The sequence below is a fragment of the Prevotella sp. P6B1 genome, from assembly GCF_000702825.1.
Classification (GTDB): Bacteria; Bacteroidota; Bacteroidia; order Bacteroidales; family Bacteroidaceae; genus Prevotella.
This window is the reverse complement of the sequence record NZ_JNKF01000014.1, coordinates 134248-147544: the sequence shown is the minus strand read 5'-3', so window position 1 is coordinate 147544 and position 13297 is coordinate 134248. Positions and strand designations below refer to the sequence as shown.

The window sequence follows — 13297 nt, the reverse complement described above, 5'->3', positions numbered from 1 at the left end:
TATGTTTAGATTTGCAGACCCTATATATTTCTATCTCTTAGTGCTGATACCTGTATTGGCGCTGATACGGTTTCTGACATATCGCAATCAGAAGAAGCGCTTACGCAAGTTCGGCGATCCCAGATTATTGCGTGAGCTGATGCCCGATGTTTCGCGTTTCCGTCCGTCTGTCAAGTTCTGGATTCTGCAAGGAGCATTGGCATTGCTGGTAGTCATGCTTGCCCGTCCGCAGTTCGGTACTAAGATTAACCACGAACAGCGTACTGGTATTGAGACTATTATTGCAATGGATATCAGTAACTCTATGCTGGCTGAAGATATTGTGCCAAGTCGTTTGGATCGTAGTAAGATGATGGTCGAAAATCTGGTCGACCATTTTACCAATGATAAGATTGGACTTATCGTCTTCGCAGGCGATGCTTTCGTGCAGTTGCCTATCACCAGCGACTATGTGTCGGCCAAAATGTTCCTTTCAAGCATTGATCCATCTATGATGGCTACTCAGGGTACTGATATCGCCCGTGCCATCGATATGGCTTCTCATAGCTTTACACAGGAAGAGGGCATAGGAAAAGCTATTATCGTGATTACAGATGGTGAGGATCACGAGGGTGGGGCACTCGAAGCTGCTAAGGCTGCAAAGGATGCTGGTATGCGTGTCTATGTGTTGGGCGTAGGTTCTACTAACGGAGCTCCTATCCCCATTCCAGGCACAGGCGACTATATGAAGGATAATACAGGCAACACGGTGATGTCGGCACTGAATGAAGATATGTGTCGTCAAGTGGCTCAGGCTGGTGGTGGTGCTTATATCCATGTGGAGAATAATAGTGCTGCCCAGGATCAGTTGGACAACGAACTCGACAAATTGGCAAAAAAGGAGACGACGAGTACTGTTTATAGCGAATTTGATGAGCAGTTCCAGGCTGTAGCTATCCTTGCCTTATTGCTGTTGATTCTCGAAATATGTATTTTCGACCGTCGCAATCCTTTGATTAAACGTCTCTCGCTCTTTGGGTCAAGGAAGAAGACTGTTGCCACGCTGTTATTGCTGATGGTAGCTTCAACCGTTTGTGCGCAAACGTCTGATCGTCAGTTTATCCGTGAGGGTAATAAACAATTCCGCTTGGGACAGTATGATAAGGCAGAGGTATCATACCGCAAAGCCGTTGAGAAGAATCCTAAGAATCCGCAGGCTGCTTATAATCTGGGCAATGCGCTGTTGGCGCAGAAGAAGGACTCGGCAGCTGTTCAGCAGTTTGAACAGGCGGCCCGTATGGAGACGAATCCGTTGCGTAAGTCGGCAGCCTATCATAATATGGGTGTTATCTGTCAGACTCACAAGATGTATGGCGAGGCTATTGAAGCCTATAAGAGCGCTTTGCGCTTGAATCCTAATGATGATGAGACCCGATACAATCTGGTTCTCTGCAAACATCAGAAACAGAAGCAAGACCAGAAACAGCAGCAGAATCAACCTAACAAGGATGATCAAAAGAAGGATGATCAGAAAAAAGATGATCAGAAAGATCAGAAACAAGATAAGAAAGACGACAAGCAGCAACAGCAGCAGAAACCTCAGATGAGTAAAGACAATGCAGAACAACTCTTGAATGCGGCCATCCAGAATGAGAAGATGACACAGGACAAGATGAAGAAACAGCAGCAACAGCCGCAGCGTCGTAATGTATTAAAGAATTGGTAAAAAAGTAAAAAGGTAAGAACGAAAAAATGATTAATATTACATTTGATAAGGTGCAAAGGTGGGTAAAATGGGTTCTACCCTTTTACCTTTTAACCTTTTTGCCTTTAAGTTTGCTGGCTCAAACTCTTACTGCATCTGCGCCCTCGCATGTAGCGGTGGGCGAACAGTTCCGATTGTCGTATACAGTCAATACTCAAAATGTATCAGACTTCCGTGCTGGTAATATCCCATCAGAGTTTGAAGTGCTCATAGGGCCTAACCGTTCTATGCAGTCGAGCTATCAGATGATTAATGGTCATACCAGCTCCACCTCATCTATCACCTATACTTATATTGTAGCTGCTACTAAGGGAGGCTCGTTCACCATTCCTGCAGCTCATGTGGTAGTTGATGGAAAGAAAATTTCCTCTAATACGCTGACTATCAAGGTGTCAGGTTCCGCAGGTTCTTCGCATAATCAGAATGGTAATGCTGGCGAAGAGGTGCGCGACATGGGTAGCCGTATCTCGGGTAGCGACCTCTTTATTAAGGTGAGTGCCAACAAGAAGCGCGTGTTTGAGCAGGAGCCGATTCTGCTCACCTATAAGGTGTATACGTTGGTTCAGCTCACTCAGCTTCGTGGTGATATGCCTGATCTGAAGAGTTTCTATACGCAGGAGGTTGATCTGCCTCAGCAGAAGTCTTTCTCTGTCGAGACGATTAACGGACGTCCGTATCGCACTTGTACCTGGAGCCAGTATGTCATGTTCCCACAGACCACAGGTAAACTGCATATTCCTGCCATTACCTTCGAGGGAATCGTTGTCCAGCAGAATCGTAATGTTGATCCCTTTGAAGCTTTCTTCAATGGTGGCTCAGGTTATGTGGAAGTGAAAAAGAAAATCGAAGCGCCTGGCATTGAGATTCAGGTTGATCCGCTGCCACAGCGTCCTGCTTCATTCTCTGGTGGGGTGGGTAAGTTTAATATTTCGGCTCAGCTCGATAAGACAGAGACTAAGGCTAATGATCCTATCACGTTGCGTGTTATTGTGAGTGGAACAGGTAACTTGAAACTGATCAAGCAGCCTTCTATCACGCTGCCAAAGGATTTTGATAAGTATGAGCCTAAGGTTACTGAGCAAACCAAACTGACAACAGCAGGTATTGAGGGATCGAAGATTTACGATATCCTGATTGTGCCGCGCCATCAGGGCAAATATGATTTGCCACCTGTGGAGTTTACCTATTTTGATACGACGACCCAGCGCTATGAGACAGTTAAGAGCGAGGCTTTCCATCTGGATGTAGACAAAGGTTCTGGCACTTCCTTGGTTAGCGATTTCTCTGGTCAGGAAGATTTGCAGGAGCTAAATAAGGATATCCGTTTTATTAAGACGGGTGATGTTAAGCAGCATCCTGTTGATGACTTCTTCTTCGGCTCAACGGCTTATTGGGTTACCCTTGTAGCGTTGGTTCTTGTTTTCATGACTTTGTTTATCATTTTCCGCCAGCGTGCCATTGATAATGCAAATGTTACAAAGATGCGTGGCAAGAAAGCAAACAAGGTTGCAGCGAAGCGTCTGAAAAAGGCTTCGCGACTCATGACGGATAACAAACCTGGTGAGTTCTACGACGAGGTGCTCCGTGCACTATGGGGCTATGTAGGCGATAAACTGACTATTCCTGTTGCTCAGCTCTCGCACGACAATATCAGTCAGAAACTGGCAGATCGTGGTGTTCACCAGTCTATTATCGATAAGTTTATTGGTGCTATTGACGAGTGTGAATTCGAGCGCTATGCGCCTGGTGATCCAAAGGGAAATATGAATAAGGTTTACGATAAGGCCATCTTGGCTATTGAGGAGATTGAAGAGGCCATGAAGAAAGGCGGCAAGAAGGTTTCAACTGTTATCTTAATGTTGCTCCTGGCACCAATGGCTGCCAATGCTGCTACCAAGGCAGAGGCCGATTCTGCTTATGTCAATGGTAATTATCAGGAAGCTATCAAAGGTTATGAAAGCCTTCTTAAGAATGGTGCTTCGGCTGAGATATACTATAATTTGGGTAATGCCTATTATCGTACAGAGAATATCACACGTGCCGTTCTGAATTACGAACGTGCCTTGTTGCTCTCACCTGGTGATGGCGATATCCGCTTTAACTTGCAGATAGCCCGTTCAAAGACCATTGATAAGATTGTGCCTGAAAGTGAGATGTTTTTCGTTACATGGTATCGTTCATTGGTTAATCTGATGAGTGTTGATGGATGGGCTCGCACGGCTCTTGTCGCTTTAGTACTGGTTATCGGTCTCTTCCTGGTTTACCTCTTTTCTGTCCGTGTGTGGATGCAGAAGGTGGGATTCTTTGGCGGTTTTGCTCTTTTGGCGTTGTTTGTGGTCAGCAATATCTTTGCCTGGCAGCAGCGTCAGCAGTTGTTGTATCGCCAGAGTGCCATTGTAGTGGCGCCATCGGTAACGGTTAAGAGTACACCAGCCCAGAATGGTACTGATCTCTTTATCCTGCACGAGGGTTCCAAGGTGGTTATTACCGACAGCTCGATGAAGAACTGGCGCGAAATCCGCTTGGCTGATGGTAAGAAAGGATGGTTGGAAAGTAAGAAGATAGAGATGATATGATAGAGATGCTTTCTGATATCGACCGTCAGCTTTTATTAGCTGTCAATGGTAGCGATTCGCTGTTCCTCGACCACGCAGTCCGTACGCTCACCCATGCACTTACCTGGGTGCCGCTCTATTTGGGATTGTTCTATATGGTCATGAAGAACAACGATAACTTCCGTAGGTTACTGTATGTGTTATGTGGCGCAGGGTTGTGCGTGTTGCTGGCTGGTACGGTTGATGACGAGATCGTTAAGCCTCTGGTGGCTCGTTGGCGCCCTACTCACGATCCGGAGATCGGTACATTGGTCGATATTGTTGATGGCTATCGTGGCGGGAGATATGGTTTCTTTTCAGCGCATGCCTCTAACACCATGAGCATCGCAACCTTTTTCGGTTGGCTGGTTCGCAGTCGTCGACTGTCTTTAACATTGATTGTCTGGTCGCTTACCAATTGTTGGACCCGTATGTATTTAGGTGTTCATTTTCCTGGCGATATCCTTGTTGGTATCAGCTGGGGATTTACTGTAGGTACAGCCGTTTATTTCCTCTATCGTCGACTTACGCGTGGTATGTACACGCCTCGCAATCTCAATCCTTCGCAGTACACAACCACGTGCTACCGTCGTCAGGATTGTAACTGGCCAGTTGCCATTTTTGTTTTCACATTAACATTTGTATTGATTAAAGCTTGTATTATATGAATTCAGATCCACGACATATTCGTATTAATGATTATAACTATCCGCTGCCCGATGAGCGTATTGCCAAGTTTCCTCTCAGCCAGCGTGATCATTCAAAACTGCTGGTTTATCGCAAGGGCGAAGTAAGTCAGGACGTGTTTTACAACCTGCCAGAATATCTGCCCAAGGGCGCTCTGATGGTGTTTAATAATACCAAAGTGATACAGGCACGTATGCATTTCCGTAAGGATACAGGTGCACTTATCGAGGTGTTCTTGTTAGAGCCAGCAGCGCCTTCAGACTATGAGCTGATGTTCCAGACCTCAGAACGCTGTGCTTGGTATTGTCTGGTGGGCAACTTGAAGAAGTGGAAGGAAGGAACGCTGCGTCGCACCATCGATGTGAAGGGGCAGCAGATTGAGGTGTGTGCCACACGCGGTCCCATTCATGGCACATCGCATCGAGTAGATTTCGAATGGACGGGTGGGGTGTCGTTTGCCGAGATTATCGACGCTATGGGCGAACTGCCTATACCTCCCTATTTGAATCGTGAAACTCAGGAGAGTGATAAAACTACGTATCAGACTGTTTACAGCAAGATTAAGGGGAGCGTGGCTGCTCCTACTGCAGGTCTGCATTTCACGCCAGAGGTACTGGCAGCTGTTGATGCTCATGGTATAGAACGTGAGGAACTGACACTGCATGTTGGCGCAGGTACCTTCAAGCCTGTTAAGAGTGAGGAGATAGAGGGCCACGAGATGCATACGGAGTATATCTCCGTACGCCGCGATACTATCCGCAAGCTGATTGCTCACGATGGATGCGCTATTGCTGTGGGAACAACAAGTGTTCGTACACTCGAGAGCTTGTATTATATGGGACTTAAGGTGATGCAGAACCCAGAAGCATCTGAGTCGGATTTGCATGTCAACCAGTGGGAACCATACGATACTGTTACCACTGTCAGTACGGTAGATTCGCTGACTGCATTAGGTGCTTGGATGGACGCCCACGGACTTGAGGTGTTGCATAGCAGTACCCAGATTATCATTGCTCCTGGCTATGATTATCACATCGTGAAAATGCTGGTAACCAATTTCCATCAGCCACAGTCGACTCTACTACTGCTGGTTAGTGCCTTTGTCAAGGGCGACTGGCATAAGATATATGATTATGCTCTGGAAAATGATTTCCGTTTCCTGAGCTATGGCGATTCATCGTTATTGATTCCTTAGGGATTCAATAATGATGATACAAAAAAAGCTTCCGAAAAATCGGAAGCTCTTTTTTTGTAGTCGATAGGGGAATCGAACCCCTATGCCAAGATTGAGAATCTTGTATCCTAACCATTAGATGAATCGACCGTGCAGCGAGAACAATCAAGCTACTTTTGAAAAAAATAACTGCTCATGTAAGCAGTTGTTGATGTAGTCGATAGGGGAATCGAACCCCTATGCCAAGATTGAGAATCTTGTATCCTAACCATTAGATGAATCGACCAACATTTCAAAATGCACTCGCAGAGACTCCCCTTGGCGGAAGGAGGGGGATTCGAACCCCCGGTACGGGAACCCGTACGGCAGTTTAGCAAACTGCTGGTTTCAGCCACTCACCCATCCTTCCAAAAGGACCCTGGAGTTCTAAACCTTGGGGTTATCTCCTTGTTTGCGGGTGCAAAGGTACGACTAATTTTCGAATCCACCAAATTTTTGGGGAAGTTTTTTCGAAAAAAGTTATTTAAAAGCAACTACGTGAGTTAGGGTAGAGTCTAAGTAAAAGGTGTTCTGTAGTGTATCACCCTTATATAAGTATCTCATTCTCAGATAGAACATGTCGCCTTGGGGCGCTTTGTCATACTGAATACCGCTTTTAAACAAGTCAGCACCTTTTTTCCTCATTTCTGCCACAAGTGAGTCGTTGATGTGGCGGGTTGTGCCCAAATCAGCGAAATCGTAACCAGAAGTTTCTACGCCTTCCTGCATATTCTGGGCAACAAAATCCTTCACCGTTTGCTCAGCAGTGTGCTGTTTGCCGCACGAAGCGAGAAACAGCACACCCAAGCAAATAGTTATATTAATAATGTACGCGCGAGACTTGATCATTTCTGTGGAATGTTTTTAAGAACATCAAGCAGATGATCCCATACCATCTGTACGGTTGGGATGAGCAGGCGCTCGTCAGGAGTATGTACAAATCGCAGGGTGGGGCCGAAGCTTACCATATCCAGTTGTGGGTAGCGCTCTGAGAACAGACCGCACTCCAAGCCTGCATGGATTCCACGAACTACGGGCTCCTTGCCAAACAGTTTCACATAGCTTTCGCGTACAATCTTCTGAAGTTCTGAGTTCGCTTTCATCTTCCAGGCGGGATAGCCATCGCCCGAAGTGGCCTCAGCTCCTGCCAGCTGGAAAGCTGCACGGATAGTGGCGCACATATTGTCGAGGTTTGACATGACGTTAGAGCGCTGACTGCTCAGTATCTCAATGTTCTTCTCTGAAGAGTGGATGCTGGCAATGTTCGACGAGGTCTCGACCATACCGCCCAATGCTTCGTCCTGACAGATGGCATAGATACCATTATCAACAGCCTGCAAGGCCCATACAAAGTTTTTGGCAACTGCGGGATCAATCACAGGCTCAGCATCGGTGCTCTCCATCGACCATACCATTTGTGTGTCTGTAACGTGGAATTCGTCTTCAACTTCAGCTGCAAATACGTTCCAGTCGGCTTTTACATTCTCCTTTAACTCGTTTGGTACGGCAATCACAAACTGACCATCGCGTGGAATGGCGTTGTGCAGCTTTCCACTATGGAACTGTGCCAGTTGGATGCCCTCGTAGCGGTTCATCTCCTGATAGAGGAATCTACCCAGAATCTTGATGGCGTTGGCGCGCTTCTTGTTGATATCGTCGCCAGAGTGTCCGCCAACCAATCCCTTGAGCTGGGCTTTCATGAAGAAACTGCCCTCAGCAGGCTGCTGACGATTGAAGGTGAACTTGGCAGTGGTGTTACGACCACCCGCGCAGGATACGAAAATCTCGCCCTCATCCTCTGAGTCAAGGTTGATGAGGTAGTCGCCTGTCATAAATCCTGCTTTCATACCCTCGGCACCAGAAAGACCTGTCTCCTCGTCACGGGTAAATACACACTCGATAGGGCCATGCTCGATATCATCGCTTGTCAGGATGGCCAACTCAATGGCGCAACCTATACCATCATCGGCACCCAGTGTGGTTCCTTCGGCAGTCAGCCATTCACCGTCTACATAGGTCTTGATGGCATCCTTGTCAAAATCGAATTCTACGTCAACCAGTTTATCGCACACCATATCCATGTGGCTCTGAAGGATAACAGTCTTGCGGTTCTCCATGCCCTTGGTGGCTGGTTTGCGGATAATCACGTTGCCAGTCTCGTCAACTTTTGTATCCAATTGGTGGCTCTCACCCCACTGTTTCAAATACTCAATCATCTTCTCCTCGCGCTTAGAAGGGCGTGGAATTTCGTTAATCTTCGCAAATTCTGCGAACACAACTGCAGGTTTTAAATCGTTTTTATTCATTATTAATGCTTTTTTTGTTTGATTTCGATATAAAATGCTTAACTTTGCAGCCGCAAAGATATAAAAAATGATTGAGACTCTACTCATAACCACGTTAATAATTGCTATAGGCATGGCATTTTTGCTCGTTAAGGTGCTTTTCAAGCGCAATGGCGAGTTCTCATCACAGCATATCCACGATTCAGAAGCAATGAAGGAGCGTGGTATTCACTGCGTAATGGATCAGGATCGTGAGATGCGGTCGAAAAGCAGGCATGCTGTATCCGAGCGATAGATATGAATTAATCAAAAACAATAAAATTTGAAATGAAAAAGTACATTTTCTCAGCACTGGCCATCGCAGCTATGATGGCATCGTGCAACAACCAGAGTCCAAAGATGGATGAAACACCCGCTGCTGCTGCAAGTGGTGAGGGTATTAAAATCGCTTATGTAGAGGTTGACTCGCTGATGACTCAGTATGATTTTGCCAAGGACTACAGTGTTACCCTGCAGAAGAAGAGTAACAATGCGCGCAATACACTGAATCAGAAGGGTAATGCTTTACAGGCTGCAGTAAATAACTTCCAGCAGAAGTTGAATAACAATGGCTTCCAGAGCCGTGAGCAGGCTGCCAGCCAGCAGGCTGCCATTGAGCGTCAGCAGCGCGATCTTCAGGAGCTCCAGGCTCGTCTTGAGGGAGAGTTGGCTCAGGAGACAGCTAAGTTTAACGAGGCTTTGCGTGATTCTCTTCAGAATTTCCTGAAAGCATACAACCAGGACAAGAAGTTTGATCTGATTCTTTCTAAGGCTGGTGACAATATCCTGATGGGGAATAAGAAGTATGATATCACTCAGGATGTTATCAATGGTCTGAACAAGCGTTACAAGCCATCTGCTAAACCTGCTGCTGATACCAAGGCTGCTGATACAAAGAAGGCCGACGATAAGAAATAATTAGAATATCATATATAATAAGAACGAACCCTTACTATGGCAGTAGGGGTTCGTTTGTTTTTGTATCTGACGAATCTATTTTGTTTTGTCTGACCAGTTGCCATAGATAATCTCGCCGTATTGTGAGTTGCGGTTGATATGTACCATGACTGACGAGCGGAATCCGCTTACATAGCGGTCCTGGTAGTAATAGTTCAGACTGTCGATACGTACACTTTTGGTGGTGTCGTTTGTTTCGGAAATTGTCTTGGCACGCTCTTCAAATGAGTGGAACACATCTTTGCTGATACCTTTGTAGAAGTAAACAACCAGTGTATCTTGCCACAAGGCACCATCCGCAATAAACTCACCCGCCTTCTGCTCTTGAATGCGAAAGTCGGGAAATTTGAGACCAGTGTCGCGTGTAACTTTAGCTGCAGTGTCATAAATGGCTCTGCGATTCTCGGGATTCGACATACGGTTACGTGTGGCCTTAATGCCAGCAACAGATGTGATGGTAATAGTTATCAGGATGACAATACTACAGATCGCAATCACTGCGTAACCCCATAATAAATACTTCTTTTTCATTGTCCAAAAGGCGCTATGTAGATTCTATGGTTGCAAAAATAACTAAAAAATCTGTAGTTTCCAAATATTTTATGGATTTTTTTTATACCTTTGCAACCGCTTAGACAGATAATTAGGTATAAACTGGATGAAGATAAAAATTATATTGCCCCTTTGTGCACTGATGTTGAGTACTACGATGTGTGCTCAGCGTAAACAGATTGGTGATGCACGAACGATATTGAAGAGTGGTAAAAATATTGAGCAAGCGGAGACACTGATGACCGATTTGCTGAAGGATTCTGCCAATCGTCGGAATACCCGTATCTATGATATATGGTTGCAGGCTGTAGAAAAACAGTATCTGGCCATCAATGAAAAGATGTATATCAAGCAGCAGGTTGATACAACAAAATTCTTCGATCTGGCTCAGCGTATGTTTATAGTCGCTGAGAAACTTGACTCTGTGGATGCTCTCCCTGATAAGAATGGCAAGAGCCGTCCTGAATATCGCAAGGCGAATGCAGCCAAGATGCTGACATATCGCCCGAACATCTATTATGGTGGAGCCCATCATCTGAAGAAGGGTGATTTCAAAAAGGCGTATAGTCTTTTCGAAACCTATCTGGATTGTGATCGTCAGCCTTTGTTCGAGGGCTATGACCTGATGTACAAGGATCCAAAGATGGGGGAGGTGGCCTACTGGGCTACATATTGTGGCTATCGACTGGATGATCCTGTGTTGGTATTGCGTCATGCATCAACAGCACAACGTGATGAGGCCAAACTTGAGTATACCTTACAGTATATGGCCGAGGCCTGGGATAAATTGGAGGAGGATTCTATGCATATCGCCACTTTGTGGCAGGGATTCTCAAAGTATCCCAATTCAAACTACTTTTTCCCTCGACTGATGGATATCTACAATAGCCGTGGCGACTATCAGATGGCTGATAGTGTGGTGAACGAGGCGTTAAAGACTGATACACTGAATCAGCTGTTCCTTTTTGCCAAGAGTACAGTGATGCTGAATCTGAGAAAGTATGGCGACTGTTTGAAGTACAGTGACCAATTGATACAGCAGCAGCCTGATATGCCAGATATTTACTATAATGGCGGTATCGCTTGCTTGAATATCGCTCAGCGCATGGACTCACGTAAGTACAAGAACCAGATAAAGAAAATGTATGATAAGGCCCGTCCTTATATGGAGAAATACCGTGAGATGGCTCCTGACGAGGTGGGTAAATGGGCACCAGCACTTTATAGGATCTATTTCAACCTGAATATGGGTAAGCAGTTTGATGAGATAGACAAACTGTTGAAGAGTAGGTAACATCATAGAACGTGATATGTGGTTAGGCGAAAAGTTAAGATTCTATAAATAGATTCTGCTTTTCGCCTATCCTTTTGTATTTTTGCGTATCTTTGTAAAATGGAATTAAGTAACAATCTAAAGAGATAAATCAAGTAAGACTATGACAGACAATGCTCAATTGATTGCTCAGTGCGAGGCACGGGCTAAGGAATGGCTTTCTCCAGCCTTTGATGAGGAGACACGTAAGGAAGTACAGGCAATGCTTGACAATGCTGACAAGACTGCGCTGATTGATGCTTTCTATCAGAATCTGGAGTTTGGTACAGGTGGACTTCGTGGTATCATGGGTGCTGGTACCAACCGTATGAATAAGTACATTGTAGGTATGGCTACACAGGGTTTTGCCAACTATATCCTGAAGGCATTCCCTGGCAAGCAGAGTTCGGTTGTTGTTGGTCATGATTGCCGTAACAATGGTCGTATGTTTGCTGAGACTGTAGCTGATATCTTCTCAGCTAATGGCATTAAGGTTTATCTGTTTGAGAGTCTGCGTCCAACACCGGAGATTTCATTTGCAATCCGTCAGCTTGGCTGTCAGGCAGGTGTTAACGTAACAGCCTCACACAATCCTCGCGAATATAATGGATACAAGGCTTACTGGGACGATGGTGCTCAGGTGCTGGCTCCACACGATAAGGGTATCATCGACGAGGTGAACAAGGTTAAGATCGAGGATGTTAAGTTCGAAGGCAACAAGGAACTTATCGACATCATTGGTGGTGAGATGGACTGGGATTACCTGCAGGCTGTTAAGGAGGCTATGGTAGATCAGGATGTTATCCTGCGCCAGAAGGATCTGAACATCGTATACAGCCCTATGCACGGTACTGGTCGTGTCATTATTCCTGAGGCTCTGCGTTCATGGGGCTTCCAGAATATCCATGTGGTTCCCGAGCAGATGGTTATCGATGGTAACTTCCCAACAGTAGTTAGTCCTAACCCAGAGAATGCTGAGGCTATGACTCTTGGTATGAAGTTGGGTACACGCCTGAATGCCGACCTGGTCATCGCTTCTGACCCGGATGCCGACCGCTTGGCTATTGTTTGCCGCAATGCTAAGGGCGAGTGGGAGATCCTGAATGGTAACCAGACCTGTATGATGTTCTCATGGTACATCATTGCCAACAAGAAGAAGCTTGGTCAGCTGAAGGGTAACGAGTTCCTGGTAAAGACCATCGTTACTACCGAGGTGATTGCTGAGATTGCTAAGAAGAACGGTGTAGAGTATCGCGACTGCTATACAGGCTTTAAGTGGATTGCCAACGAGATCCGCATCTCTGAGGGCGTGAAGAAGTATATCGGTGGTGGTGAGGAGAGCTTCGGATTCCTGCCATTCGATAAGGTTCGCGATAAGGATTCTCCAGCATCTATCTGCTTGATTTGTGAGATTGCAGCTTGGGCTCGCGACAACGGTATGACTCTGTACGACCTGCTGATGAACATCTACAAGGAGTACGGATTCTCTAAGGAGGTAACCATCAATGTGGTTCGACCTGGTAAGACCGGTGCCGATGAGATTAAGCAGATGATGACCGACTTCCGCGCTAATCCTCCAAAGGAGCTGGGTGGTAGCAAGGTTTGCCTGTGGAAGGACTACAAGACACTCGAGGCTAAGAAGGCCGACGGTAGTGTTGAGAAGTTGAATATGCCTGACACCAGCAACGTTCTGCAGTGGTTCTGCGAGGATGGTACAAAGGTATCGGTTCGTCCTTCAGGTACCGAGCCAAAGATTAAGTTCTACACCGAGGTGAAGGATGCCAGCTTTAAGGATGCTGCCGATTACGAGCGCTGCTGCAAGGCTGCTGAAGAGAAGATCGAGGCCCTGAAGAAGAGCTTGAATCTTTAAAGCTTATACATAAAAAAAGAAGCCCTCGTCACATTGGCGAGGGC

11 protein-coding genes and 3 tRNA genes are annotated in these 13297 nt (G+C 46.0%); 8 read left to right on the top strand and 6 right to left on the bottom strand.

Translation table 11 applies throughout. The features are described 5' to 3' along the window. Position 1 precedes the first annotated feature (1 nt). Genes T495_RS0111490 through T495_RS0111475 form a run of 4 tightly spaced genes read left to right on the top strand, consistent with a single transcriptional unit; the run spans position 2 to position 6220 of the window. Positions 2-1705: a VWA domain-containing protein gene (locus tag T495_RS0111490; protein ID WP_033148771.1), complete on the top strand. Its 1704-nt coding sequence runs from the start codon at positions 2-4 to the stop codon at positions 1703-1705. Between the two features lie 26 nt (positions 1706-1731). Then, positions 1732-4320: a BatD family protein gene (locus T495_RS0111485; protein WP_033148770.1), complete on the top strand. Its 2589-nt coding sequence runs from the start codon at positions 1732-1734 to the stop codon at positions 4318-4320. Beyond that, the gene (locus T495_RS0111480; protein ID WP_033148769.1) at positions 4317-5006 is read left to right on the top strand and encodes a phosphatase PAP2 family protein; all 690 of its coding nucleotides are present in this window, start codon (positions 4317-4319) and stop codon (positions 5004-5006) included. The genes T495_RS0111485 and T495_RS0111480 overlap by 4 nt, the downstream gene beginning before the upstream one ends. Then, positions 5003-6220, top strand: coding sequence for an S-adenosylmethionine:tRNA ribosyltransferase-isomerase (locus tag T495_RS0111475; RefSeq protein WP_028903488.1), 1218 nt, complete (start codon positions 5003-5005; stop codon positions 6218-6220). The genes T495_RS0111480 and T495_RS0111475 overlap by 4 nt, the downstream gene beginning before the upstream one ends. A 57-nt stretch (positions 6221-6277) precedes the next feature. Here T495_RS0111475 and T495_RS0111470 read toward each other — a convergent pair. The 5 genes from T495_RS0111470 to T495_RS0111450 all read right to left on the bottom strand — a co-directional run bounded on the left by T495_RS0111470 (position 6278) and on the right by T495_RS0111450 (position 8544). Then, a tRNA-Glu gene (locus T495_RS0111470) sits at positions 6278-6349 on the bottom strand. A gap of 64 nt (positions 6350-6413) precedes the next feature. Next, a tRNA-Glu gene (locus T495_RS0111465) sits at positions 6414-6485 on the bottom strand. A 33-nt stretch (positions 6486-6518) separates the two neighbouring features. Next, a tRNA-Ser gene (locus T495_RS0111460) sits at positions 6519-6608 on the bottom strand. 110 nt (positions 6609-6718) lie between these two features. Then, positions 6719-7087, bottom strand: coding sequence for a hypothetical protein (locus T495_RS0111455; RefSeq protein ID WP_033148768.1), 369 nt, complete (start codon positions 7085-7087; stop codon positions 6719-6721). Continuing rightward, positions 7084-8544 (bottom strand): aminoacyl-histidine dipeptidase, encoded by a 1461-nt coding sequence (locus T495_RS0111450; RefSeq protein WP_033148767.1) that lies wholly within the window; start codon positions 8542-8544, stop codon positions 7084-7086. The genes T495_RS0111455 and T495_RS0111450 overlap by 4 nt, the downstream gene beginning before the upstream one ends. Positions 8545-8656: 112 nt before the next feature. On the opposite strand from T495_RS0111450, the gene T495_RS0111445 reads away from it, so the two are divergent. Together T495_RS0111445 and T495_RS0111440 are read left to right on the top strand one after the other, a co-directional pair. Further along, on the top strand, positions 8657-8818 hold the full coding sequence (locus T495_RS0111445; RefSeq protein WP_369699752.1) for a hypothetical protein: 162 nt from the start codon (positions 8657-8659) through the stop codon (positions 8816-8818). A gap of 32 nt (positions 8819-8850) precedes the next feature. After that, positions 8851-9480 carry an OmpH family outer membrane protein gene (locus T495_RS0111440; protein ID WP_028903492.1) on the top strand — a complete coding sequence of 210 codons (630 nt, stop codon included), beginning with the start codon at positions 8851-8853 and terminating at the stop codon, positions 9478-9480. 75 nt (positions 9481-9555) lie between these two features. Here T495_RS0111440 and T495_RS0111435 read toward each other — a convergent pair whose 3' ends face one another. Next, complete coding sequence (locus T495_RS0111435; RefSeq protein WP_033148766.1) at positions 9556-10050, bottom strand: hypothetical protein; 495 nt, start codon at positions 10048-10050, stop codon at positions 9556-9558. Positions 10051-10177: 127 nt separating this feature from the next. Here T495_RS0111435 and T495_RS0111430 point away from each other — a divergent pair, with 127 nt between their 5' ends. Next, positions 10178-11365: a M48 family metallopeptidase gene (locus T495_RS0111430; RefSeq protein WP_155993618.1), complete on the top strand. Its 1188-nt coding sequence runs from the start codon at positions 10178-10180 to the stop codon at positions 11363-11365. 142 nt (positions 11366-11507) lie between these two features. Then, positions 11508-13253, top strand: a complete 1746-nt coding sequence (locus T495_RS0111425) for a phospho-sugar mutase (protein WP_033148765.1) — start codon at positions 11508-11510, stop codon at positions 13251-13253. Positions 13254-13297 lie beyond the last annotated feature (44 nt).

What these genes read in the sequence shown, in the direction of transcription:
- T495_RS0111490 (WP_033148771.1), top strand. Translation starts at nt 2, where the DNA reads ATGTTTAGATTTGCAGACCCTATATATTTCTATCTCTTAGTGCTGATA.
- T495_RS0111485 (WP_033148770.1), top strand. Translation starts at nt 1,732, where the DNA reads ATGATTAATATTACATTTGATAAGGTGCAAAGGTGGGTAAAATGGGTT.
- T495_RS0111480 (WP_033148769.1), top strand. Translation starts at nt 4,317, where the DNA reads ATGATAGAGATGCTTTCTGATATCGACCGTCAGCTTTTATTAGCTGTC.
- T495_RS0111475 (WP_028903488.1), top strand. Translation starts at nt 5,003, where the DNA reads ATGAATTCAGATCCACGACATATTCGTATTAATGATTATAACTATCCG.
- T495_RS0111455 (WP_033148768.1), bottom strand. Translation starts at nt 7,087, where the DNA reads ATGATCAAGTCTCGCGCGTACATTATTAATATAACTATTTGCTTGGGT.
- T495_RS0111450 (WP_033148767.1), bottom strand. Translation starts at nt 8,544, where the DNA reads ATGAATAAAAACGATTTAAAACCTGCAGTTGTGTTCGCAGAATTTGCG.
- T495_RS0111445 (WP_369699752.1), top strand. Translation starts at nt 8,657, where the DNA reads ATGGCATTTTTGCTCGTTAAGGTGCTTTTCAAGCGCAATGGCGAGTTC.
- T495_RS0111440 (WP_028903492.1), top strand. Translation starts at nt 8,851, where the DNA reads ATGAAAAAGTACATTTTCTCAGCACTGGCCATCGCAGCTATGATGGCA.
- T495_RS0111435 (WP_033148766.1), bottom strand. Translation starts at nt 10,050, where the DNA reads ATGAAAAAGAAGTATTTATTATGGGGTTACGCAGTGATTGCGATCTGT.
- T495_RS0111430 (WP_155993618.1), top strand. Translation starts at nt 10,178, where the DNA reads ATGAAGATAAAAATTATATTGCCCCTTTGTGCACTGATGTTGAGTACT.
- T495_RS0111425 (WP_033148765.1), top strand. Translation starts at nt 11,508, where the DNA reads ATGACAGACAATGCTCAATTGATTGCTCAGTGCGAGGCACGGGCTAAG.